30 protein-coding genes are annotated in these 24,125 nt (G+C 44.7%); 26 read left to right on the top strand and 4 right to left on the bottom strand.

Features of this window, described 5'->3' with window-relative positions; genetic code table 11:
- Positions 1-40 precede the first annotated feature (40 nt).
- Positions 41-562 carry a DUF2529 domain-containing protein gene (locus MKY10_RS19930; RefSeq protein WP_015251005.1) on the bottom strand — a complete coding sequence of 174 codons (522 nt, stop codon included), beginning with the start codon at positions 560-562 and terminating at the stop codon, positions 41-43.
- A gap of 165 nt (positions 563-727) precedes the next feature.
- Between MKY10_RS19930 and spo0F the strand changes: the two genes are divergently transcribed.
- The 11 genes from spo0F to MKY10_RS19875 all read left to right on the top strand — a co-directional run bounded on the left by spo0F (position 728) and on the right by MKY10_RS19875 (position 11,276).
- On the top strand, positions 728-1,102 hold the full coding sequence (gene spo0F / locus MKY10_RS19925) for a sporulation initiation phosphotransferase Spo0F (protein WP_003227621.1): 375 nt from the start codon (positions 728-730) through the stop codon (positions 1,100-1,102).
- A gap of 180 nt (positions 1,103-1,282) precedes the next feature.
- Entirely contained in the window at positions 1,283-2,140 is an 858-nt protein-coding gene (locus MKY10_RS19920) for a class II fructose-bisphosphate aldolase (RefSeq protein ID WP_003243339.1), read from the top strand.
- A 119-nt stretch (positions 2,141-2,259) separates the two neighbouring features.
- A complete protein-coding gene (gene fsa / locus MKY10_RS19915) occupies positions 2,260-2,898 on the top strand; it encodes a fructose-6-phosphate aldolase (RefSeq protein ID WP_003227626.1) in 639 nt (212 codons plus the stop codon).
- 379 nt (positions 2,899-3,277) lie between these two features.
- Positions 3,278-4,567, top strand: a complete 1,290-nt coding sequence (locus MKY10_RS19910) for a UDP-N-acetylglucosamine 1-carboxyvinyltransferase (RefSeq protein WP_003227628.1) — start codon at positions 3,278-3,280, stop codon at positions 4,565-4,567.
- 30 nt (positions 4,568-4,597) lie between these two features.
- Complete coding sequence (gene glpX / locus MKY10_RS19905; RefSeq protein WP_003242962.1) at positions 4,598-5,563, top strand: class II fructose-bisphosphatase; 966 nt, start codon at positions 4,598-4,600, stop codon at positions 5,561-5,563.
- Between the two features lie 214 nt (positions 5,564-5,777).
- Positions 5,778-5,939, top strand: coding sequence for a hypothetical protein (locus MKY10_RS19900; RefSeq protein WP_003227632.1), 162 nt, complete (start codon positions 5,778-5,780; stop codon positions 5,937-5,939).
- A 30-nt stretch (positions 5,940-5,969) separates the two neighbouring features.
- Positions 5,970-7,253: a transcription termination factor Rho gene (gene rho / locus MKY10_RS19895; protein ID WP_003221939.1), complete on the top strand. Its 1,284-nt coding sequence runs from the start codon at positions 5,970-5,972 to the stop codon at positions 7,251-7,253.
- A gap of 118 nt (positions 7,254-7,371) precedes the next feature.
- Positions 7,372-7,572 (top strand): 50S ribosomal protein L31, encoded by a 201-nt coding sequence (gene rpmE / locus MKY10_RS19890; protein WP_003151132.1) that lies wholly within the window; start codon positions 7,372-7,374, stop codon positions 7,570-7,572.
- Between the two features lie 88 nt (positions 7,573-7,660).
- A complete protein-coding gene (locus MKY10_RS19885) occupies positions 7,661-8,248 on the top strand; it encodes a thymidine kinase (RefSeq protein ID WP_014478269.1) in 588 nt (195 codons plus the stop codon).
- Between the two features lie 289 nt (positions 8,249-8,537).
- Positions 8,538-10,235: an oxaloacetate-decarboxylating malate dehydrogenase gene (gene malS / locus MKY10_RS19880; RefSeq protein WP_003244309.1), complete on the top strand. Its 1,698-nt coding sequence runs from the start codon at positions 8,538-8,540 to the stop codon at positions 10,233-10,235.
- A gap of 81 nt (positions 10,236-10,316) precedes the next feature.
- Entirely contained in the window at positions 10,317-11,276 is a 960-nt protein-coding gene (locus tag MKY10_RS19875; RefSeq protein WP_003242497.1) for an AEC family transporter, read from the top strand.
- Between the two features lie 34 nt (positions 11,277-11,310).
- Here the strand turns inward: MKY10_RS19875 and racA are convergent, their stop codons facing one another.
- A complete protein-coding gene (gene racA, locus MKY10_RS19870; protein ID WP_021480817.1) occupies positions 11,311-11,865 on the bottom strand; it encodes a chromosome-anchoring protein RacA in 555 nt (184 codons plus the stop codon).
- Between the two features lie 121 nt (positions 11,866-11,986).
- Positions 11,987-12,373 (bottom strand): VOC family protein, encoded by a 387-nt coding sequence (locus tag MKY10_RS19865; RefSeq protein WP_015251008.1) that lies wholly within the window; start codon positions 12,371-12,373, stop codon positions 11,987-11,989.
- Positions 12,374-12,498: 125 nt separating this feature from the next.
- Here MKY10_RS19865 and prfA point away from each other — a divergent pair, with 125 nt between their 5' ends.
- The 3 genes from prfA to MKY10_RS19850 are packed head-to-tail and all read left to right on the top strand — an operon-like array spanning position 12,499 to position 14,784.
- Positions 12,499-13,569, top strand: coding sequence for a peptide chain release factor 1 (gene prfA / locus MKY10_RS19860; protein ID WP_003227645.1), 1,071 nt, complete (start codon positions 12,499-12,501; stop codon positions 13,567-13,569).
- 1 nt (position 13,570) lies between these two features.
- Positions 13,571-14,437, top strand: coding sequence for a peptide chain release factor N(5)-glutamine methyltransferase (gene prmC / locus MKY10_RS19855; protein WP_015251009.1), 867 nt, complete (start codon positions 13,571-13,573; stop codon positions 14,435-14,437).
- Positions 14,438-14,496: 59 nt separating this feature from the next.
- Positions 14,497-14,784, top strand: coding sequence for a DUF5316 family protein (locus tag MKY10_RS19850; RefSeq protein WP_087614762.1), 288 nt, complete (start codon positions 14,497-14,499; stop codon positions 14,782-14,784).
- A gap of 16 nt (positions 14,785-14,800) precedes the next feature.
- Here the strand turns inward: MKY10_RS19850 and MKY10_RS19845 are convergent, their stop codons facing one another.
- Entirely contained in the window at positions 14,801-15,163 is a 363-nt protein-coding gene (locus MKY10_RS19845; protein ID WP_014478265.1) for a UPF0715 family protein, read from the bottom strand.
- Between the two features lie 140 nt (positions 15,164-15,303).
- Between MKY10_RS19845 and spoIIR the strand changes: the two genes are divergently transcribed.
- From spoIIR to atpE, 12 genes are all read left to right on the top strand, one after another.
- Positions 15,304-15,978, top strand: a complete 675-nt coding sequence (gene spoIIR, locus MKY10_RS19840; RefSeq protein ID WP_015714872.1) for a stage II sporulation protein R — start codon at positions 15,304-15,306, stop codon at positions 15,976-15,978.
- Between the two features lie 66 nt (positions 15,979-16,044).
- Complete coding sequence (locus MKY10_RS19835) at positions 16,045-16,488, top strand: hypothetical protein (protein ID WP_003244265.1); 444 nt, start codon at positions 16,045-16,047, stop codon at positions 16,486-16,488.
- A gap of 156 nt (positions 16,489-16,644) precedes the next feature.
- On the top strand, positions 16,645-17,685 hold the full coding sequence (locus tag MKY10_RS19830) for an L-threonylcarbamoyladenylate synthase (RefSeq protein WP_019712588.1): 1,041 nt from the start codon (positions 16,645-16,647) through the stop codon (positions 17,683-17,685).
- 78 nt (positions 17,686-17,763) lie between these two features.
- Complete coding sequence (locus MKY10_RS19825) at positions 17,764-18,321, top strand: manganese efflux pump MntP family protein (RefSeq protein ID WP_003227661.1); 558 nt, start codon at positions 17,764-17,766, stop codon at positions 18,319-18,321.
- Between the two features lie 75 nt (positions 18,322-18,396).
- The gene (gene prpB / locus MKY10_RS19820) at positions 18,397-18,849 is read left to right on the top strand and encodes a protein arginine phosphatase PrpB (RefSeq protein WP_015384897.1); all 453 of its coding nucleotides are present in this window, start codon (positions 18,397-18,399) and stop codon (positions 18,847-18,849) included.
- A 156-nt stretch (positions 18,850-19,005) separates the two neighbouring features.
- Entirely contained in the window at positions 19,006-19,455 is a 450-nt protein-coding gene (rpiB, locus tag MKY10_RS19815; RefSeq protein WP_003221910.1) for a ribose 5-phosphate isomerase B, read from the top strand.
- A 12-nt stretch (positions 19,456-19,467) separates the two neighbouring features.
- Positions 19,468-20,010: a TIGR01440 family protein gene (locus MKY10_RS19810; RefSeq protein WP_003227667.1), complete on the top strand. Its 543-nt coding sequence runs from the start codon at positions 19,468-19,470 to the stop codon at positions 20,008-20,010.
- Positions 20,011-20,216: 206 nt separating this feature from the next.
- On the top strand, positions 20,217-21,464 hold the full coding sequence (glyA, locus tag MKY10_RS19805) for a serine hydroxymethyltransferase (RefSeq protein WP_003227669.1): 1,248 nt from the start codon (positions 20,217-20,219) through the stop codon (positions 21,462-21,464).
- A gap of 134 nt (positions 21,465-21,598) precedes the next feature.
- Positions 21,599-22,228 carry a uracil phosphoribosyltransferase gene (gene upp, locus MKY10_RS19800; RefSeq protein WP_015251013.1) on the top strand — a complete coding sequence of 210 codons (630 nt, stop codon included), beginning with the start codon at positions 21,599-21,601 and terminating at the stop codon, positions 22,226-22,228.
- Between the two features lie 423 nt (positions 22,229-22,651).
- Complete coding sequence (gene atpI, locus MKY10_RS19795; RefSeq protein ID WP_015251014.1) at positions 22,652-23,035, top strand: ATP synthase subunit I; 384 nt, start codon at positions 22,652-22,654, stop codon at positions 23,033-23,035.
- 7 nt (positions 23,036-23,042) lie between these two features.
- A complete protein-coding gene (gene atpB, locus MKY10_RS19790; protein ID WP_003242621.1) occupies positions 23,043-23,777 on the top strand; it encodes a F0F1 ATP synthase subunit A in 735 nt (244 codons plus the stop codon).
- A 45-nt stretch (positions 23,778-23,822) separates the two neighbouring features.
- Positions 23,823-24,035, top strand: a complete 213-nt coding sequence (atpE, locus tag MKY10_RS19785; RefSeq protein WP_003151167.1) for a F0F1 ATP synthase subunit C — start codon at positions 23,823-23,825, stop codon at positions 24,033-24,035.
- Positions 24,036-24,125 lie beyond the last annotated feature (90 nt).

The raw sequence follows: 24,125 nt of genomic DNA, 5'->3' as shown, positions 1-24,125 counted from the left end.
TTATTTGTTTCCGGCAAGTTCCAGCATGTACAATAAGATATTATGCATACTCTTGCAGAATTTCTTTTAGTGTAAACGATAAAGCGTGATAGACATACAGTGCTGTCATTAAAGAGGGAAATCCGTAACGGGTGCCGTCTTCATCGGGAACAAGCGGCATTTTTAATTTAGAATCAATATGCACATCACAATACTGTTCTATTCCCGCACTGTCTTTGGCTGCGGGCGATACGCATACGACTCCCGCACCTTTTTCATAAAGCTCTTTTGCGAGCGCCTGTTCTTCGGCTGTGCCCGTCCCTGAACAAAACATCAGCACCCTGTCGCTTTCTGTCACTTCCTCAGCGCTTTCTGGAAAGGCTTTGACAGATGGGAAGGGTTCTTTGCTTTCGGTGGCCTCATAAAAGATGCCCTGAAGCTCATTCGCTCCATATAAATAAATGGAATGCCCGCTGATCACCGCTTGAGCAAGCAGCCGCGCCCCATCTTCAATCGCGTCAGATTCCTTATCCTGAATGCGGGAAAAAATACCTGTTAACTGCGTCGTGAATATTTTCAACATAAGTGAATCCTCCTTTATAACGTACAATATCAGTATACAACAAAAGAGAAAATGCTCAGAAAATGTCGTAAAGTAGACTATTATAATTAAAGGAAATAGGAAAATCAAACAGAATACATACAATACTGCTTACTTTTGACGAAAATCATAATATTGGGGTGTAAAATGATGAATGAAAAAATTTTAATCGTTGATGATCAATACGGCATTCGTATTTTGCTAAATGAAGTGTTCAATAAAGAAGGCTACCAGACGTTTCAGGCTGCGAACGGCCTGCAGGCGCTTGACATTGTGACAAAAGAACGGCCCGACCTTGTGCTTTTGGACATGAAAATTCCCGGCATGGACGGAATCGAAATCTTAAAACGGATGAAGGTCATTGACGAAAACATCCGGGTCATTATCATGACGGCATACGGAGAGCTCGACATGATCCAGGAATCGAAGGAATTGGGCGCTCTGACGCACTTTGCCAAGCCGTTTGACATCGACGAAATCAGAGACGCCGTCAAAAAATATCTGCCCCTGAAGTCTAACTGACAAAAAGAAGAAACAAATGAATCATGTCATTATGTTGCCGATTTGTCGAAAAGTTGGTATCCTAGTTATGGAGAAAAAGCGATCTGAGTATTTACATATGACAGCAATATATGGGTCATGCTAGGGTGGAAAGCTTTTTTCGCTAGAAGACAATCAGGCTACATAAGGAGGACATTCGACATGCCTTTAGTTTCTATGACGGAAATGTTGAATACAGCTAAAGAAAAAGGGTACGCTGTAGGACAATTTAACTTAAACAACCTTGAGTTTACTCAAGCGATTTTACAAGCAGCTGAAGAAGAAAAATCTCCAGTGATCCTTGGTGTTTCCGAAGGTGCGGGACGCTACATGGGCGGCTTCAAAACAGTCGTTGCTATGGTAAAAGCACTTATGGAAGAGTACAAAGTGACAGTTCCTGTTGCGATTCACTTAGACCATGGTTCAAGCTTTGAATCTTGTGCGAAAGCGATTCATGCAGGTTTCACATCTGTAATGATCGACGCTTCTCACCATCCATTTGAAGAAAACGTAGCAACAACTGCTAAAGTTGTTGAGCTTGCTCATTTCCACGGAGTATCTGTAGAAGCTGAGCTTGGAACAGTAGGCGGACAAGAAGATGACGTTATCGCTGAAGGCGTAATCTACGCTGATCCTAAAGAGTGCCAAGAGCTTGTTGAGCGCACTGGCATCGACTGCCTTGCACCTGCATTAGGTTCTGTTCACGGCCCTTACAAAGGTGAGCCAAACCTTGGTTTCAAAGAAATGGAAGAGATCGGAAAATCAACTGGTCTTCCGCTAGTTCTTCACGGCGGTACTGGAATTCCGACTGCTGACATCAAAAAATCAATTTCACTTGGTACAGCTAAAATCAACGTGAATACTGAAAACCAAATTTCTTCTGCAAAAGCTGTTCGCGAAACATTGGCAGCTAAGCCTGACGAGTACGATCCACGTAAATACCTTGGACCAGCTCGTGAAGCGATCAAAGAAACAGTTATCGGTAAAATGCGTGAATTTGGTTCTTCAAACCAAGCTTAATTCAATTGGAACTTTTTATAGCCGCCTGACAGCTTGACAGGCGGTTTTCCGTCTATCTTTAGAAAGCGCAATCATATTCACAGTTCAGAAAATTTCTTAATCAGGGAGGCTTTTTGAAAATGTTATTCTTTGTTGATACAGCCAATATCGATGAAATTAGAGAAGCGAATGAATTAGGAATTCTCGCCGGTGTAACGACGAATCCTAGTTTAGTAGCAAAGGAAGCTAATGTATCATTCCACGACCGTCTTCGCGAGATCACAGACGTCGTGAAAGGGTCTGTAAGCGCAGAGGTTATTTCTTTGAAAGCTGAGGAAATGATCGAGGAAGGAAAAGAACTGGCGAAAATCGCACCGAACATTACGGTGAAAATCCCGATGACGTCTGACGGTTTAAAAGCGGTAAGAGCACTTACTGACTTAGGCATCAAAACAAACGTTACATTGATCTTCAATGCCAACCAGGCGCTTCTTGCTGCCAGAGCGGGGGCAACATATGTATCTCCATTCCTGGGACGTTTAGATGACATCGGCCACAACGGGCTTGACTTGATTTCAGAAGTTAAACAGATTTTTGACATTCACGGCCTTGACACGCAAATCATTGCAGCGTCAATCCGCCATCCGCAGCACGTGACAGAAGCTGCTCTTAGAGGGGCTCATATCGGCACAATGCCGCTGAAAGTCATTCATGCGCTCACGAAGCACCCATTAACAGACAAAGGAATCGAACAATTCCTGGCAGACTGGAACAAATAATGAAAGGGGCGGCAAACAGCTTTATGCCTGTTTGCCGCGGCCTTTGTATTTCACCGACCTGATACAGCGGATCTTCAGATGCTGACGCCGCTTTACAGAGAAGGAATCATTGGGCTGCAGAAGCTGATATCGGAATGAAGGGTATGCGTACTGCTTTTGCCGGATGACGACGATGTCTCTCGAGCCGGCAGGTCTCTGTGCATCTTTTGAAACCTGTACCCCCCCAAAGCTTCGCTATTTTCTTCCTGATATTTTACAATGTGTTGTATTCTTTCTCTTCGAATTGGCTAGATTTTGGACATGAGCTTTATTTGCAGAGACAGAATAAAATGACATTTTATTTAGCTCCGCAGCTATCTTCTTATGGAAGGAGACTATCATGGAAAAGTTGAATATTGCCGGCGGTGACTCGTTAAACGGTACAGTACATATCAGCGGCGCTAAAAACAGCGCTGTTGCGTTAATACCTGCAACCATTTTGGCAAATTCCGAGGTGACAATTGAAGGGCTTCCAGAGATTTCAGATATTGAAACGCTGCGTGACCTGTTAAAGGAAATCGGCGGCAACGTGCATTTTGAGAATGGGGAAATGGTTGTTGACCCTACGTCGATGATCAGCATGCCGCTTCCTAACGGGAAAGTAAAAAAGCTTCGCGCGTCATATTATTTAATGGGGGCGATGCTCGGCCGCTTCAAGCAGGCGGTCATTGGATTGCCTGGCGGCTGTCACTTAGGGCCCCGTCCGATTGATCAGCATATCAAAGGCTTTGAAGCACTCGGAGCTGAAGTAACCAATGAACAAGGCGCCATTTATTTGCGAGCTGAAAGGCTGAGAGGCGCAAGGATTTATTTAGATGTCGTAAGCGTTGGGGCAACGATTAACATTATGCTTGCCGCTGTTTTGGCAGAAGGGAAAACGATCATCGAAAACGCTGCCAAGGAGCCTGAGATCATTGACGTCGCGACATTGCTTACCAGCATGGGCGCCAAAATCAAAGGTGCGGGCACCAATGTGATTCGAATCGACGGCGTGAAGGAACTGCACGGCTGCAAGCATACGATCATTCCGGACAGAATTGAAGCCGGGACATTTATGATTGCAGGGGCTGCAATGGGCAAGGAAGTCATTATCGATAACGTCATTCCCACTCATCTTGAGTCGTTAACGGCAAAGCTGAGAGAAATGGGCTATCATATCGAAACAAGCGACGACCAGCTCCTCATTGTCGGCGGGCAGAAGAACTTAAAGCCGGTTGACGTCAAAACCCTCGTATACCCGGGGTTTCCGACTGATTTACAGCAGCCGATGACGGCGCTCCTGACAAGGGCGAAAGGGACGAGTGTCGTCACAGACACCATCTACTCGGCAAGATTCAAGCACATTGATGAGCTGAGACGAATGGGTGCCAATATGAAAGTAGAAGGCAGATCTGCCATCATCACAGGTCCTGTCGAGCTTCAAGGCGCAAAAGTGAAGGCGAGTGATCTGCGTGCCGGAGCCTGCTTGGTGGTAGCCGGACTGATGGCTGATGGCGTCACGGAAATTACGGGACTGGAGCATATTGACCGAGGATACAGCAGCCTTGAGAAGAAGCTTGAGGGGCTTGGAGCGACAATTTGGCGTGAAAGAATGACTGACGAAGAAATAGAACAGCTTCAAAATTCATAATGGTTTCTTGTGAGAGGAGATCGTGTTGAAATGGAAAGAAGTTTATCAATGGAATTGGTACGTGTGACCGAAGCTGCGGCATTGGCATCAGCAAGATGGATGGGCCGGGGAAAAAAAGATGAGGCTGATGAAGCGGCAACAAGTGCAATGAGAGACGTTTTTGATACAGTGCCGATGAAAGGGACTGTTGTAATCGGTGAAGGGGAAATGGACGAAGCGCCAATGCTGTATATCGGGGAAAAACTCGGAAACGGGTACGGCCCGCGCGTGGATGTCGCAGTTGACCCTCTTGAAGGCACAAACATCTTAGCAAGCGGCGGCTGGAATGCGCTGACGGTTATCGCGGTCGCAGACCATGGCACGCTTCTGAATGCTCCTGACATGTATATGCAAAAAATCGCAGTCGGTCCGGAAGCGGTGGGCTGCATTGACATCGAAGCACCTGTCATTGACAATCTTAAAGCGGTGGCAAAAGCGAAAAACAAGGACGTTGAGGACGTCGTTGCCACAATTTTAAACCGTGAAAGACACGCAAAAATCATTTCCGAGCTTCGTGAGGCCGGCGCCAGAATCAAATTGATCAATGACGGCGATGTCGCAGGCGCCATCAACACGGCTTTCGACCACACGGGCGTTGATATCCTGTTCGGATCAGGCGGCGCTCCTGAGGGTGTGCTTTCCGCTGTTGCGCTAAAAGCACTCGGCGGAGAAATCATTGGTAAACTTCTTCCGCAAAGCGAAGAAGAAATCACTCGCTGTCACAAAATGGGCCTTGATTTAAGCAAAGTCCTTCGCATGGAAGACCTTGTGAAGGGTGATGACGCGATTTTTGCAGCTACAGGGGTTACTGACGGCGAGCTGTTAAAAGGAGTTCAATTCAAAGGCTCTGTCGGTACAACTGAAAGCTTAGTTATCCGTGCAAAATCGGGCACTGTTCGTTTCGTTGACGGCAGACACAGCTTGAAAAAGAAACCAAATCTTGTAATCCGTCCATAACAAACAGAAAAAGCGGGTGTGAGCCCGCTTTAACTTTTGCAGAAAAGCGTCAACTCTATCAATTCCGTGTCAAAACCTTATTTCAGTTGAATAATTTTTTGAAATAAGGTAAAAATAAAGAGTGCTGCGAATTTTACTGCGTAATACCTTCTTTTAAGCACTAGGAAAGTTTCAATTTCTACCGCATACAGACGATATAAGTATTGATCTTCTCATGTTTTTGTCCTCGCTTCCTTCAAAACTCATTAAGACAATCCTTTTAACAAAAGCGCCGATCATGGGTGGAAGTGTTACCGATAGAAGTTCCTTTATGTTAAAAAAAGAATGTGCTTTGGCGGATGTTGTGCAAAAGCAGCAGATGACATGTTCAGAGTAAGATATTGACTATGAAAAGCGTGGTGTTTTTATGAAAGACGTATCTATTTCCTCTTTGGAAAATATGAAATTGAAAGAGCTTTATGAACTTGCAAGACATTATAAAATCTCCTATTACAGCAAACTGACAAAAAAAGAACTCATTTTCGCCATTCTGAAAGCGAATGCAGAACAGGAAGATCTGCTGTTTATGGAAGGCGTTCTTGAGATCATCCAGTCTGAAGGTTTCGGCTTCCTGAGACCGATCAACTACTCTCCAAGCTCAGAAGACATTTACATCTCAGCTTCACAAATCCGCCGTTTCGATTTGCGGAACGGAGACAAAGTATCAGGCAAGGTTCGCCCGCCAAAAGAAAATGAGCGTTACTATGGACTTTTGCACGTTGAAGCAGTAAATGGGGATGATCCCGAATCTGCAAAAGAGCGTGTGCATTTCCCGGCTCTTACGCCACTTTATCCGGATCGTCAAATGGTGCTTGAAACAAAGCCGAACTTCTTGTCTACAAGAATTATGGACATGATGGCGCCGGTTGGATTTGGACAGCGCGGATTGATTGTTGCGCCGCCGAAAGCCGGAAAAACGATGCTGCTGAAGGAAATTGCCAACAGCATTACAGCGAACCAGCCTGAAGCAGAGCTGATCGTGCTTTTAATTGACGAAAGACCTGAGGAAGTAACCGATATCGAGCGCTCTGTAGCTGGGGATGTCGTCAGCTCAACGTTTGATGAAGTGCCGGAAAACCATATCAAAGTGGCCGAGCTTGTGCTTGAACGTGCAATGCGTCTCGTGGAACACAAAAAAGACGTCATTATTCTGATGGACAGCATCACACGGCTTGCCCGCGCCTACAACTTAGTGATTCCGCCAAGCGGAAGAACGCTTTCCGGGGGGATTGACCCAGCGGCGTTCCACCGTCCGAAACGCTTCTTCGGGGCTGCGAGAAATATCGAAGAGGGCGGCAGCTTAACCATCCTTGCTACGGCTCTGGTCGATACAGGTTCACGTATGGATGATGTCATTTATGAAGAATTCAAGGGAACAGGCAACATGGAGCTCCATCTTGACCGCTCTCTTGCCGAGCGCCGCATCTTCCCTGCCATCGATATTCGCCGTTCAGGAACGCGCAAAGAAGAGCTGCTTGTGCCTAAAGAGCATCTTGATCGCTTATGGTCTATCCGCAAAACGATGTCTGATTCACCTGATTTCGCAGAAAAGTTCATGAGAAAAATGAAAAAAACCAAAACAAACCAGGAATTTTTCGATATTCTCAATCAAGAATGGAAACAGGCAAATCTATCATCTGCAAGAAGGTAAATTGTATTTGCAAAAGAAGTAAATCACTGATATAATTTTCTCATATGCGTTTCGGACAATGCTCCGAAATAATAACTCTGTTTCCACACGGGATTCAGGGCGGAAGGAGATGGATACAATGAAAGCAGGAATTCATCCTAATTTCAAAAAAGCAACAGTTAAATGCGCTTGCGGAAATGAATTTGAAACAGGCTCAGTAAAAGAAGAGGTACGCGTTGAGATTTGCTCTGAATGCCACCCATTCTACACTGGCCGTCAAAAATTCGCTTCTGCTGATGGTCGTGTTGATCGCTTTAACAAAAAATACGGTCTTAAGTAATAATAGATTTCTCAACAGGCAAGCAGCAGTCTTGCCTGTTTTTTATATTGTCTAAAACACAGCTGGCAGAGAGAGGGGAGCGAAGCCTATGTACATAATGAAACAAAGCGGGTGGCTTGAGCTGATTTGCGGCAGCATGTTCTCAGGGAAATCTGAAGAGCTGATCAGAAGAGTGAAGAGAGCAACTTATGCCAAGCAGGAAGTCAGGGTATTTAAGCCTGTAATTGATAACCGATACAGCGAAGCTGCTGTTGTCTCCCATAATGGAACATCGATGACGAGCTATGCCATTTCGTCTGCTGCGGACATTTGGGATCACATCAGTGAAAGTACAGATGTGATTGCGGTTGATGAAGTGCAGTTTTTTGATCAGGAAATTGTTGAGGTTTTATCATCTCTTGCCGATAAAGGCTACCGTGTGATAGCAGCAGGCCTTGATATGGATTTTAGGGGAGAGCCGTTCGGTGTCGTCCCGAATATCATGGCGATTGCGGAAAGTGTGACAAAGCTGCAAGCCGTCTGTTCTGTTTGCGGATCACCGGCGAGCAGAACACAGCGCCTCATTGACGGCAAACCTGCTTCTTACGATGATCCGGTCATTTTGGTTGGTGCATCTGAATCATATGAAGCAAGATGCAGACATCATCACGAAGTCCCAGGAAAATCTAAAAAATAGTCCAAAACATGGGTATAAAGATAGAATGCACCGGCTAAAAACACCGGTGTTTTTTTTATATTCTGATAATATGCAATTAAAAAATTTAAATAAGTATATTAAAAAATTAAGTAATTTTCTTCCCTTGAATTTTGATTTTGACAGGCATACAATAGCTTACGTAATGTAAATAGTTTTGAGACATTGTTCGAATAATTGTCACAAAGTCGCATAAAGATCATGATCGGTCATATTTTAGATGGGTTATTACTTAACTTGGTTAACTATTTCAAGAAAGAAGGAGATTTGCTTGAATAACATAAAAAAAACGAAAGAAGGCCACTTAGAAACAACTCTTAGAGGAAAAGAAGTTTTATCTATTCCTACTTTAAATAAAGGCGTTGCTTTTTCACTAGAAGAAAGACAAGAACTCGGCTTAGAAGGGCTTCTGCCGCCAACTGTACTTTCTCTTGATCAACAAGCACAACGCGCGTACGAGCAATTCCAAGCGCAGCCTGACCGCCTTCGTCAAAATGTTTACTTAAGTGATCTTGCAAACCGTAACGAAGTTCTTTTCTATAAATTGCTGAAAAACCATCTTCGCGAAATGCTTCCTGTTGTGTACACGCCAACAGTTGGTGAAGCGATTCAGGAATACAGCCATGAATATAGAAGACCTCAAGGAATCTACTTGTCAATCGACAACATTGACGGTATTGAAAAAGCGTTTGAAAACCTTCATGCGACAGCAGGCGATATTGATCTTATCGTTGCTACTGACTCCGAAAGCATTCTCGGTATCGGTGACTGGGGTGTAGGCGGTATTAATATCGCAATCGGTAAATTGGCTGTTTATACTGCTGCAGCTGGTATTGACCCTAGCCGTGTTATCCCGGTTGTGCTTGATGTCGGTACGAATAACGAAAAACTTCTAAACGATCCTTTATATATTGGTAACAAGCATGAACGTGTTCAAGGTGAACGCTACGAAGCTTTCATTGACGCTTATGTAAAAGCTGCATTGAAATTCTTCCCTAAAGCGCTTCTTCACTGGGAAGACCTTGGCAACAAAAATGCACGCAACATCATGAAAAAATACAATCATGAAATCCTGACATTTAATGATGATATTCAAGGTACTGGCGCGATTACACTTGCAGGTGTGCTTGCTGCTATGAAGAAAACCGGCGCTTCTATTAAAGATCAGCGTGTTGTTATCTTCGGTGCTGGTTCTGCTGGTATCGGTATTGCTGACCAAATCCGTGACACAATGGTGCTAGCCGGATTATCTGAAGAAGAAGCTAACAAACGTTTCTACACACTTGATTACAGAGGCTTGCTGACTGAAGACATCGAAGGCATCCTTGATTTCCAAAAACCTTACCTTCGCAATGCGGATGAAGTGAAAGACTGGAAGCGCGATGAAAAAGGTCAAATTCCATTCGATGAAGTGGTTCGTCAAGCGAAACCAACAATCTTGATTGGTACTTCAGGGGTTTCAGGTGCATTCACAGAGGAAATTGTAAAAGAAATGGCATCTCACGTAGACCGTCCGGTTATCATGCCGATGTCTAACCCGACTCACCTTGCTGAAGCTGTTCCTGAAGATCTGTTCAAATGGACTGACGGAAAAGTGCTTATTGCAACAGGAAGCCCATTTGACAATGTAGAATACAACGGTGTTTCTTATGAAATCGGACAATCTAACAACGCATTCGCGTTCCCTGGTCTTGGACTTGGTTCAATTGTAGCTGAAGCGCGTATCATTACACCTGCTATGTTTGCTGCAACTGCTGATGCGATTGCTGAAATGGTTGATCTTGAAACACCTGGAGCAGGATTGCTTCCAAGCATTGATAAGCTTCAAGAGGTTTCTATCCAAGTTGCGATTGCCGTTGCTGAAGCAGCAATTAAAGACGGCGTGGCAAATCGTCAGCCTGAAGATGTGAAACAAGCGGTACTTGATGCAATGTGGACACCTGAATACAAAAAAGTCATCGCGAAATAATTAGCGAGTAAATTTTTCTGTCCGAGGGAAAGCTTTTTGTAAAGCTAAAGTATACGGACATAGGATTTGGAGGAGAATATTTTGAGCATCTTAGATATCTTAATCCTCCTGGCGCCGATCTTCTTTGTTATCGTGCTGGGTTGGTTTGCAGGACATTTTGGAAGTTATGATGCCAAGTCGGCAAAAGGGGTAAGTACGTTAGTAACGAAATACGCACTTCCAGCTCACTTTATCGCTGGTATTTTGACAACTTCCAGAAGTGAATTTTTATCACAAGTACCTTTAATGATTTCTTTAATTATTGGGATTGTTGGTTTCTATATCATCATTCTTTTGGTTTGCAGATTTATTTTCAAGTATGATTTAACGAACTCATCTGTATTTTCTTTGAACTCTGCACAGCCGACATTCGCATTTATGGGTATCCCGGTATTGGGAAGCTTATTCGGAGCGAATGAAGTTGCGATTCCGATCGCGGTCACAGGTATCGTGGTTAACGCGATTCTTGATCCGCTCGCGATCATTATCGCTACTGTTGGTGAGTCTTCTAAGAAAAACGAAGAGAGTGGCGACAGCTTCTGGAAGATGACAGGAAAATCAATCCTGCATGGTCTTTGTGAGCCGCTTGCAGCTGCTCCGTTAATCAGTATGATCTTAGTGCTGGTTTTCAATTTCACTCTTCCTGAGCTGGGTGTTAAAATGCTTGATCAGCTTGGAAGCACAACATCTGGTGTTGCTCTCTTTGCTGTCGGTGTTACCGTTGGTATTCGTAAAATTAAACTCAGTATGCCGGCTATCGGTATTGCGTTACTAAAAGTTGCGGTTCAGCCTGCGTTAATGTTCTTGATTGCTCTTGCTATCGGACTTCCGGCTGACCAAACAACAAAAGCAATCCTTCTTGTTGCATTCCCTGGTTCTGCCGTTGCAGCCATGATTGCGACTCGTTTCGAGAAACAAGAAGAAGAAACTGCAACTGCGTTTGTGGTCAGTGCGATTCTGTCATTGATTTCACTTCCAATCATTATCGCGCTTACTGCGTAACAAAAAAAGCTCCCTTTACGGGGAGCTTTTTGCTTTAGGTTTGAAATTTGAACAGTGACAGCAGCGGTTTTTTTCTCGTTTTGGTTTTTTCAGAAGCAGCAGCAGTCTCGGGGATCGGCTGAGCGGTGAATTCTTTCATTTGTGAGGTCAGTGATTGCAGATCTGCAAGAATATCATCGATTTCTCTGCGGTGCTGAAGCAGCTGGTAAGATACACCTTCATCGGCTTTTTGTTTCAGCTGGCGTTCCAGTTCCGACATCCTTGCCATCAATTCACTTTCGTCCTGCCTTTGCTGTAAAAGGGTGTCCAGCTTTTGTTCAAGCTGCTCGATTCTTCGTTCTGTGTCGCTATTTGTTTTTTGGACAAGGAAGCCTGTGCGCTTTTTAGCGCTTTTCGGCAGATGAATATCCTGAATCGCCGTGCCTTCAGAGATTTGTTTTTGAACGGATTTTAGAACCTTCACGTCTTCTGCCGTGAACGAATAGTGTCCGAGCTCATTGCGTTCGGCCGGAAGATTCAGCTGCTTCACCCACCGCTGCACCGTTTTTGCGGAGACGCCGAGTTCACTTGCTACCATATTTGTATTCATGATCCCATACCTCCTTTTAAGCTAGGTATTCGACCATAGAATGCGGTTCCCTTCCCGTTAGACAAAACAAGAAAAGATTCGGCAAAGAAAGTGGGTATCTCCTTTTTTTCTTCAAAAACTGTTATTGTTCATACAGTTCTAATGGAAGCTGGTCAGGATCAAAAAAGAAGGTGAAACGCTTGCCGGTCAGCGGATCTGTTCTGATTGGCTCTGTTTCGATTCCTTTTTCATGAAGCTCCTGAACCGCCTTATCCAAGCTGACGACTGTAAAGGCGAGGTGACGCAGGCCTGCGGCTTCAGGCCGGGTTTGTCGTTCGGGCGGATCGGGAAACGAGAACAGCTCAATGACATACGAGCCGTTAAGCGACAAATCAAGCTTATAGGAGCCGCGCTCTTCGCGGTACGTTTCTTGAATCACCTGAAAACCAAGCTTATGTACGTAGAAAGCTTTCGACTTTTCGTAATCTGAACATATGATTGCAATATGATGTATTGATTTCAGCAACATCATCCCTCCTCGAATTCCAGTATAGCAGAGGGGGCTTTTCCAGCTGGGATTGAAATGCTTTTGACTGGGGTTAATCACTATACTATAATGAGAATGTTACGCACAGGAAAACAGAGGTGAAGACCGTGTTAGACCGTTTAAAATCAATTGAAGAACGATACGAAAAATTAAATGAGCTTTTGAGCGATCCAGAAGTAGTCAACGATCCGAAAAAGCTAAGAGAATATTCAAAAGAGCAATCTGATATACAAGAAACAGTTGACGTATATAGACAATACAGAGATGCGTCAGAACAGCTGGCTGATGCAAAAGCGATGCTTGAAGAGAAGTTGGACGCTGAGATGCGCGATATGGTGAAGGAAGAGATTTCTGAACTTCAGAAGGAAACGGAAACACTGTCAGAACGGCTGAAAGTGCTCTTGATCCCGAAAGATCCTAATGATGATAAAAACGTTATTATGGAGATCCGCGGAGCCGCGGGAGGCGAGGAAGCCGCTTTATTCGCGGGCAATCTGTACAGAATGTATTCCCGTTATGCTGAGCTTCAGGGCTGGAAAACAGAGGTCATGGAAGCGAATGTAACCGGAACGGGCGGCTACAAAGAGATCATCTTTATGATTACAGGAAGCGGCGCGTATTCTAAACTCAAATATGAAAACGGCGCCCACCGCGTACAGCGTGTTCCGGAAACAGAATCAGGCGGACGCATCCATACATCCACTGCAACAGTGGCATGTCTTCCTGAGGCAGAAGAGGTAGAGGTTGACATCCATGAGAAGGATATCCGTGTCGATACGTTTGCTTCAAGCGGACCGGGCGGACAAAGCGTTAACACAACAATGTCTGCAGTTCGTCTGACTCACTTGCCGACAGGTGTAGTTGTATCATGCCAGGATGAAAAATCTCAAATTAAGAACAAAGAAAAAGCAATGAAGGTTCTCCGTGCCAGAATCTATGATAAATTTCAGCAGGAAGCCCAGGCTGAATATGATCAAACACGGAAATCAGCAGTCGGATCTGGTGACCGCTCTGAACGTATCCGCACATACAACTTCCCGCAAAACCGTGTGACGGATCACAGAATCGGTTTGACGATTCAAAAGCTTGATCAGATTCTTGAAGGAAAACTTGACGAAGTGGTTGAAGCGCTGATTGTTGAAGATCAGGCAAGCAAGCTTCAGCAGTCGGAAGGTTAAGATGAAGACGATATTCGAAGCCCTGAAATGGGCTTCTTCTTATTTAACCGAAGCGGGAAGAGAAGAAAATGCTGCCGAGCTCCTATTGCTTTATGATACCGGAATGGAGAGAAGCAAGCTGCTCGCAAGCTTACAGGAACCGATTGGTGAAGACGAGCTGTATCGCTTTAAGCGTCACGTTGAGATGCATAAAGAGGGCGTGCCGGTTCAATACATTATAGGAAAAGAGTTTTTTTATGGACGGGAATTTATGGTGAATGATGATGTGCTGATCCCGCGGCCGGAAACTGAAGAAGTTGTCTTTCATTTGCTTGAAAAATATCGGAGTGTCTTTTCTGAAGACGGCAAGCTCGAAGTTGTTGACGTTGGTACAGGGAGCGGCGCAATAGCCGTCACGCTTGCGCTTGAAAACCAAAACTTTTCTGTGTCGGCGGTCGATATTTCGAAAGAGGCGCTGCAAGTCGCCTCTGCCAATGCAGAAAAACTCGGAGCAAATGTGCGCTTTTATCAGGGCGATCTGCTTGAGCCTTTTATTAAGGCGGGAAAAAAAGCGGATATCATTGTCTCAAACCCGCCATATATTTCAGAGGAAGAAATGGCTGATTTATCGGAAATTGTCCGTTTTCATGAGCCTCTGCACGCTCTCACCGATGGCGGAGACGGGCTGAAATTTTATAAGCGGTTTATGGAAGACATTCCGCTTGTCATGAAGGATAAAGTATTTGTCGTTTTTGAAATCGGATGGAACCAGGGAGCGGCGGTCAAAGACCTGATCCTCAAGGCATTTAAGGGAGCGGAAGTGGAAGTGCTGAAAGATATTAATGGAAAAGACAGAACCATATGCGCTCTGATTCATAAAAATAAATAAGCAGCTTGCTGGCGAGTGAATGGATCAAGCTGTTTAACACCAGCAAAGGGGATGTAAACATGAAAAAGGCCCTGACAGCAGGAATCCTGCTCATTGCGATTGAGAGCATGATTGGCACCATTTTTCCGCAGGCTCTTTCATATGAAGCGATTTTTGGCGTTGCGTCTCTCGTTTTAGTGGGGCTCGCGATCATTACATTGGGTTTGGCTGTAAGCGGAAGCGATCAGCGGGCAAACTACCATTCAGAAACCAAAGAAGGCCGTACATCTCGCATGAAAATGGCGGCCGCTTTCTTTGTTGCGGCGATACCTTCCATTCTATGTTATTTGCTGACGATTTTGTTTTAATAAAAAAGGAAGCCTCTTAGGCTTCCTTTTTTTGCAGTAAAACAGAGTCCCATATCCAATAGATAAGAGCTGTTAATACAGCGAAAAGATAGAAGGCTGTATTTTGAAACAAAGATTGTCCCGAAGGCTGAAGCACGCCGAAAATGATCGCGTTGGCAATAAAAGCAGCGGCAAGGTAATACAGCAGATACAAAGGGCTGAACCGTTTCGGCTTTTTATTCATCATGATTTGAAGCGGCAGTGCGAAGATCAAATAAGGAAACAGAAAATAAAATGCCATTGTGATGAGAGCGGCAATGATAAATGAATGAATATAAATTACTGAATAAAGAACGGACATCGTGAATGCTGATAACAGCACTGTATAATTGTATTTCATCTTAAACCTCCTAAAACACTATCGTACCATAAATAAGATTAACAGCTTGCTAGATTTTTTTCACCCTGCACGTTTACCCCCGGCTCTCCTTGTCCATAATAGGGCTAGAAACAAAGCACGGAGAGGAACGGTGGGGACCGATGAAAAAAACAGTAATCATTTGTATATATATCTTTCTTTTATTATCTGGAGCGCTCGTAGGGCTGGCAAAAGAAGAGACGGCACAAAAATCGGAAAATCAGCCGGTGGTCATACCGGATCAGGCGATTCGTTTGAGAATATTGGCAAACAGCGATAGTGATCAAGACCAGCAATTAAAACGTCATATAAGAGACGCGGTGAATAAAGAAATCACAACTTGGGTAAAGGATATTACTTCTATTGAAGAAGCGCGTCGCGTGATTCGTTCAAAGCTGCCTGAAATCAAAGCAATTGCAAAGGAAACAATGGAGAAAGAAGGAGCGAATCAGTCGATATCCGTTGATTTTGACAAAATCTCGTTTCCGACAAAGCTTTACGGCAACATGGTATATCCCGCTGGTGAGTATGAAGCGATTTTGATTACGCTTGGAAAAGGAGACGGCGCCAACTGGTGGTGTGTGCTGTTCCCGCCCCTCTGCTTTCTCGATTTTTCTAACGGGGAAGCCGTCAAAGAACAAGAAGATAAAGAAGCCTCAAAAAAGCAGACTGAAAAAGTGCTTGAGGACGTAACCGCTAAAGCGGAAAAAGCCAAAAAAGAAGAGAACGAAGAAAAAGAAGACGGCACAGAAGTGAAATTCTTTTTAGTCGAATGGATTTCCGACCTTTTTTCCTAATCATCTGGTCTAAAAATAGATTTGCCTCATAGATTGGAAGAAAGAACGCAAAAACGGGGTGAACGGATGTTTTATCAACTGCGGGTGGCAAGGGAAAAAGACGGAGATGTGCTCGAGGCATTTTTAAAACAGGCAAAAACCAGCTATGAAGGCGTGAAAGAAGGCTTCACTCAATTTCTTATGCTGGAGGACAGTGAGAAAAACATTGCCGGATGCCTCGGTATTGAAAAAATAAGCTGTGACCAGGGGCTGCTGCGATCACTTGTCATATCGGACAAGCTTCACCAAGGCCACATTGTCACGCTTTTTCAAAGCATGGAGGTGCTGTGCGAAAAGCATCAGATCAAAACCGTGTACCTAGTAGCAAATCAGCATTCCTCTGCGGACTTTCTGACGGCTATGGGTTTTGAAAGAGCTGAGAGTGTACCGGAGGAGCTGTTTTCTTCTGATCACTTCTGTGAATCGCGGCAAACAGAAGGAGCCGTTTTAATGAAAAAAGCGTCTGGATAAGTGCAGTTTATACACATACTTATCCACTTCTTTATTAGCGTTGTCCACAATTTGTGGATAACGCTTGTTTTATTACAGGACATCTTTTATACTTTCAAAAGGATTACACGCGTAAAACAATCGTTTTATTGTTGTGAATAAGGAGTTTGGTCAGAAATGAAAACGAAAAGATGGTTTGTGGATGTAACTGACGAGTTATCCACAAATGATCCACAAATTGCACAAGCAGCCGCTTTGCTCCGAGAAAATGAAGTCGTTGCCTTTCCGACAGAAACAGTATATGGCCTAGGCGCAAACGCAAAAAATACGGATGCCGTCAAAAAAATATATGAGGCGAAAGGGCGGCCGAGCGATAATCCCCTGATTGTCCACATTGCGGATATCAGCCAGCTTGAGGATTTAACGGGCCCAGCGCCGGAAAAGGCGAAAACATTGATGAAACGGTTTTGGCCGGGAGCACTTACGCTCATTCTGCCTTGCAAACCTGATGCGCTTTCACCTCGTGTAACGGCAGGTCTTGAAACGGTTGCCATTAGAATGCCGGATCATCCGCTTGCCCTTGCATTGATTCGCGAATCGGGACTGCCGATTGCAGCACCGAGCGCCAATCTATCAGGCAAGCCAAGTCCCACAAAAGCAGAGCATGTGGCTCACGACTTGGATGGCCGCATAGCCGGTATTATGGATGGAGGCCCTACCGGAATCGGGGTCGAATCAACCGTGCTTTCATGTGCGGACGACATCCCTGTTCTCTTGCGTCCTGGCGGCATTACGAAGGAACAAATTGAAGCGGTGATCGGGCCGATCCATGTGGATAAAGGGCTCAGCGACCAAAACGAGAAGCCGATTTCTCCAGGGATGAAATATACACATTATGCGCCGACAGCGCCTCTTGCCATTTGCGAAGGCAGCCCAGAGCGCATTCAGCACCTCATTCAAGAATATCAACAGGGCGGAAGACGGGTCGGTGTCCTGACGACAGAAGAAAACGCGGGCGTTTATTCCGCTGATTATGTGAAGAGCTGCGGAAGACGGGCTCAGCTTGAGACTGTTGCGGCAGGGCTGTATGATGCTTTGCGCAGCTTTGATGAGAATAAGGTGGATTTCATTATAGCGGAATCCTTTCCGGATACAGGTGTCGGTCTTGCTATTATGAACAGGCTGATGAAAGCCGCCGGAGGAAGAGTGATTCGCTGAAAGCAGTCAGATGTTCTAACCCTTTTTGGACACGCATAGGCTAAAAAAGCGGGGCGTGTCCAAGGGGGTTATTTATGTATGTCGGATTTGTTTATAGGCGAACTGATTACATTAAGCATCATGGCGTTTGCTTTAGGGATGGATGCTTTTTCTGTCGGCCTTGGAATGGGCATGGTCAAACTTAGAAAGAAGCAGATATTCTATATTGGTTTCATCATCGGCCTCTTTCACGTCATCATGCCTCTTGCAGGGATGGCGGCCGGCAACATGCTGTCAGGGCTCCTCGGCGTGTTAGCGGTTTATATCGGTGGGGCGCTGCTTTTTGTTCTTGGGGTTCAAATGCTTATGGCCTCTTTTAAACAGTCAGAAGAACGATTCATGTCACCGGCAGGGCCGGGCTTATTGCTGTTTGCCATCGGCGTCAGCCTTGACAGCTTTTCCGTCGGCTTGAGCTTGGGGATATACGGCTCGCATCCGCTCCTCACAATTACCCTGTTCGGGCTGTTCAGCATGATGTTGACATGGCTGGGCCTGCTGGTCGGAAAACAAGTGCAGTCATGGCTTGGCACATACAGCGAAGCGCTCGGGGGCATCATATTAATCGTGTTTGGACTAAAGCTGCTTTTGCCAATTTAATATACCAATAAAAGAAACGAAGTCGCCGTTTCTTTTTTCTTCATATATAATAGAGAAAAATAAGGGGTGACTGACATGGATATTATTTTTGTCTGTACTGGAAATACGTGCCGCAGCCCAATGGCTGAGGCGCTTTTTAAATCAATTGCAGAAATGGAAGGGCTGAATGTCAATGTCCGCTCGGCAGGCGTGTTTGCTTCACCTAATGGGAAAGCGACGCCTCATGCAGTCGAAGCGCTGTTTGAAAAACACATTGCCCTTAATCATGTGTCTTCTCCATTAACTGAAGAACATATGGAGTCGGCTGATTTGGTTCTGGCTATGACCCATCAGCACAAGCAGATCATTGCCAGCCAATTTGGACGTTATCGTGATAAAGTGTTTACGTTAAAAGAATATGTCACAGGCAGCCATGGTGATGTCATCGATCCGTTCGGCGGCTCAATTGACATCTATAAACAAACGCGAGATGAGCTTGAAGAGCTTCTTCGGCAGCTGGCAAAACAGCTGAAAAAAGACCGCAGATAAGTTGTCAGAAAATCTGCAAACAGGTCATTTGCAAATCCTGCGTGAAGGAGTAGAATATAGTGAAAAGCACATCATATGGTGTGAATCAAAGAGCGGACAGGCTGCGCGGTCAATAAAGCGGGCGGGCCGTATCACACACGCTGGGAGGAAAAGCAGATGAAAGTAGCCATTGCATCGGATCATGGCGGCGTTCACATTCGAAATGAAATCAAAGAGTTAATGGACGAATTGCAAATTGAATATATTGATATGGGCTGTGACTGCGGCAGCGGCTCTGTCGATTATCCGGATTATGCTTTTCCGGTGGCCGAAAAAGTGGTTAGCGGCGAAGTTGACAGAGGCATTTTAATTTGCGGGACAGGCATCGGCATGAGCATTTCCGCTAATAAAGTAAAAGGGATTCGCTGCGCGCTGGCGCACGATACCTTCAGCGCGAAGGCGACGAGGGAGCATAATGACACAAACATCCTTGCGATGGGTGAACGGGTGATCGGACCTGGTTTGGCTCGGGAAATCGCAAAAATCTGGCTGACTACTGAGTTTACCGGGGGAAGACACCAAACGCGTATTGGAAAAATCTCAGATTATGAAGAGAAAAACCTGTAGGGGTGCTGTTTAATGAATGAGTTGAAACAAACGTGGAAGACGATGCTGTCTGAGTTTCAGGACCAAGCGGAATTGAAACAAGATCAGCTCTTCGTCCTTGGATGCAGCACGAGCGAAGTGGCCGGCAGCCGGATCGGCACATCGGGCAGTGTAGATATCGCTGAAAGCATCTACAGCGGACTTGCTGAGCTTCGGGAAAAAACGGGAATCCATCTGGCGTTTCAATGCTGCGAGCATTTAAACAGAGCGCTTGTCGTCGAAGCAGAAACGGCCAAGCTGTTCAGGCTTCCAACCGTTTCTGCCGTGCCCGTTCCAAAAGCGGGCGGAGCGATGGCGTCTTATGCGTTTAAGCAGATGAAGTCTCCTGTTCTTGTTGAAACCATTCAGGCTGACGCCGGAATTGATATAGGCGATACGTTTATCGGCATGCATCTGAAGCCGGTGGCTGTCCCTGTGCGTGTCTCTCAAAACAGCCTCGGTTCAGCTCATGTGACATTGGCGCGTACACGGCCGAAACTAATCGGCGGAGTGCGGGCGGTTTATGAGTGCGAATGAAAGGACTGCATAGCCAGTCTTTTCTTTTATTTTAAGACAGTGAAATAAATTCCGAACTTTAAATTAAATTTAAGTTATTAATATTCGTTTTTACCAATAAAAATTTAGATTTTTTAAAAATAATCTTTTACATCGGCCTTAAAAACCATGTACAATAGTGATGGTAAAAACAAAGAACAGGATACGGATAGGAGAGGATCTCGCTGATGAAACATTTACCTGCGCAAGACGAACAAGTGTTTAACGCCATTAAAAATGAGCGTGAACGCCAACAGACTAAGATCGAATTGATTGCTTCTGAGAACTTTGTAAGTGAAGCGGTTATGGAAGCACAAGGATCTGTTTTGACAAATAAGTACGCAGAAGGATATCCGGGCAAACGCTACTACGGCGGATGCGAGCACGTCGATGTCGTTGAAGATATCGCCCGTGACCGCGCGAAGGAAATCTTTGGAGCGGAGCATGTAAACGTTCAGCCTCATTCAGGCGCGCAAGCAAACATGGCAGTGTACTTCACGATTTTGGAGCAAGGCGATACTGTACTTGGGATGAACCTCTCCCACGGCGGCCATTTAACACACGGAAGCCCAGTCAACTTCAGCGGTGTTCAATATAACTTTGTTGAGTACGGCGTAGATAAAGAAACTCAATATATTGATTACGATGACGTGCGTGAAAAAGCCCTCGCTCATAAACCGAAGCTTATCGTAGCAGGAGCAAGTGCGTATCCTCGTACAATCGACTTTAAGAAATTCCGTGAAATTGCTGATGAAGTCGGCGCTTACTTCATGGTGGATATGGCACATATCGCAGGACTTGTTGCGGCAGGCCTTCATCCAAACCCGGTTCCTTACGCTGATTTCGTTACAACAACAACACATAAAACACTTCGCGGTCCTCGAGGCGGTATGATCCTTTGCCGTGAAGAGTTTGGCAAGAAAATTGATAAATCGATCTTCCCTGGAATTCAAGGCGGCCCGCTGATGCACGTTATTGCCGCAAAAGCTGTTTCATTCGGTGAAGTATTGCAGGACGATTTCAAAACATATGCACAAAACGTCATTTCAAATGCGAAACGTCTGGCTGAAGCCTTAACGAAAGAGGGCATCCAGCTCGTTTCAGGCGGAACAGACAACCACCTTATCCTTGTTGATCTTCGTTCGCTCGGACTGACTGGTAAGGTTGCGGAGCATGTACTTGATGAAATCGGTATTACGTCTAACAAAAACGCGATTCCATATGATCCTGAAAAACCTTTCGTAACAAGCGGCATCCGTCTTGGTACAGCTGCTGTAACCAGCCGCGGTTTTGACGGAGACGCTTTAGAAGAAGTCGGTGCTATCATTGCGCTTGCATTGAAAAACCACGAAGACGAAGGAAAACTTGAAGAAGCAAGACAGCGTGTAGCTGCTCTGACTGATAAATTTCCTTTATATAAAGAATTAGATTATTAAGATCCTAAAACCCGCTTGGGCTTATGCCCGGCGGGTTTTTTGACGATGTTCTTGAAACTCAATGTCTTTTTTTGTAGAATCAATAGAAGTGTGTAATTGTTGATGGGACAATAAAAAAGGAGCTGAAACACAGTATGGGAAAGGTTTATGTATTTGATCATCCTTTAATTCAGCACAAGCTGACATATATACGGAATGAAAATACAGGTACGAAGGATTTTAGAGAGTTAGTAGATGAAGTGGCTACACTCATGGCATTTGAAATTACCCGCGATCTTCCTCTGGAAGAAGTGGATATCAATACACCGGTTCAGGCTGCGAAATCGAAAGTCATCTCAGGGAAAAAACTCGGAGTGGTTCCTATCCTCAGAGCAGGATTGGGAATGGTTGACGGCATTTTAAAGCTGATTCCTGCGGCAAAAGTGGGACATGTCGGCCTTTACCGTGATCCAGAAACCTTAAAACCCGTGGAATACTATGTCAAGCTTCCTTCTGATGTGGAAGAGCGTGAATTCATCGTAGTTGATCCGATGCTCGCTACGGGCGGTTCCGCAGTTGAAGCCATTCACAGCCTTAAAAAACGCGGTGCGAAAAATATCCGTTTCATGTGTCTTGTAGCAGCGCCGGAGGGTGTGGAAGTATTGCAGAAGCATCATTCGGACGTTGATATTTACATTGCGGCGCTAGATGAAAAATTAAATGAAAAAGGATATATTGTTCCAGGTCTCGGAGATGCGGGTGACCGCATGTTTGGAACAAAATAAAAAAATGAAATCCCCAAAAGGGGGTTTCATTTTTTTATCCAGTTTTTTGCTATTCGGTGAATCTGTATACAATTATAGGTGAAATTGTGAACATTCTGTGGAGACGTAAAGTATAAAAAGTTTTTTAACTTTAAACAGATTGACACATGTTAGGGGCTATTGTATGCTAAACGAGGGTATTATGAGAAGGTTTTCATAGCTTTCATTATAGTCCTCATCCTCAATGTAAATCCTCTCAGCAAACCCGTATTATGAGGATTTATTTAAGCGAATGAAACAGCATCCCTGCAAGGCTTGCGGATGAATGATTTTTTCGAACAGGCCCGTTTTGCCGGTCAAAAAAGGTCTTCTACTAAGGGTTAACCGCTGATTTTTGCCGTATCCAAGCTATACATTATTTTTTCATCAGGAGACAGATAATTGATGGACGATCCCAAGCTTACATTTAGCAGACAACGCAAATATTTATTGTTCATTTTGGCAGTGTATGTACTGGGTTATGGTTTAACAGCGTATAAAACCGTTTTTTTAGGCCTTATTCTGGGAACTGTTTTCAGTTTGTTTAATTTTTTACTGCTCGTCAGAAGAATGAATGCTTTTGACAGAGCTGTTGAGAAAGGAAAGTCCATACGATCTCTCGGGAGCGCAGCGCGGTGGTGCAATGCGATTCTTGCTGTGGCTGTTGCCTATAAAAATCCCGGATATTTTCATATGGCAAGTACAGTTATTGGATTAATGACAATATACCCTGTCATTATGATAGATTCCTTTATCCAGCTTAAACGTTCATCAATGGAAGAGAGGTGAAAACCCTTTGAATCATGGTTACAGAACTATAGAATTTCTAGGTCTTACTTTTAATCTGACAAACATTCTGATGATTACTGTGGCGAGTGTGATTGTTTTATTGATTGCTATATTGACGACAAGAACGCTTTCGATCCGTCCCGGAAAAGCCCAGAACTTTATGGAATGGATTGTTGATTTCGTCCGCAATATTATTGGCAGTACAATGGATTTAAAAACAGGGGCTAACTTCTTGGCACTTGGTGTCACATTGCTGATGTACATATTTGTGTCGAATATGCTGGGGCTGCCGTTCTCTATTACAATCGGACATGAGCTCTGGTGGAAGTCTCCGACAGCCGATCCTGCCATTACATTAACGCTAGCCGTGATGGTTGTTGCTTTAACCCACTACTATGGTGTGAAGATGAAAGGGCTCAAGGAATATTCCAAAGACTATTTAAGACCTGTTCCATTCATGCTCCCGATGAAAATCATCGAAGAGTTTGCGAATACGCTGACTCTAGGTTTGCGGCTGTATGGTAACATCTTCGCCGGTGAGATTCTTCTCGGCCTGCTTGCGGGATTAGCAACAAGCCATTATTCGCAAAGCGTGGCTCTCGGTCTTGTCGGTACAATCGGTGCCATTCTGCCGATGCTGGCATGGCAAGCATTCAGTTTATTTATTGGTGCTATCCAGGCATTTATCTTTACAATGCTGACGATGGTGTACATGTCTCATAAAATCAGTCATGATCATTAAAACATTATATCCAAACGGATAACATTTTAAAGGAGGAACTTTTTCATGAATTTAATAGCAGCTGCGATTGCAATTGGTTTAGGCGCACTTGGTGCAGGTATTGGTAACGGTTTGATTGTTTCACGTACGGTAGAGGGGATTGCCCGTCAGCCGGAAGCAGGTAAAGAACTGAGAACTCTTATGTTCATGGGTATCGCATTAGTTGAAGCCCTTCCTATTATCGCTGTCGTTATCGCATTCTTAGCGTTCTTTGGCTAAGCATAAAAGCCTTATATGAACTAAAAATGGCGAAGATCATTCCAAGAGAACCTTCGCCATTGCTTTATGTCTGATAAGCATCCCGCCTTG

Origin of the sequence: Bacillus sp. FSL P4-0290 (assembly GCF_037975435.1) — a bacterium.
In the GTDB taxonomy this organism is placed as follows: domain Bacteria; phylum Bacillota; class Bacilli; order Bacillales; family Bacillaceae; genus Bacillus; species Bacillus subtilis.
The sequence above is the reverse complement of the archived record's forward strand: the minus strand, read 5'-3'. Positions and strand labels throughout refer to the sequence as shown.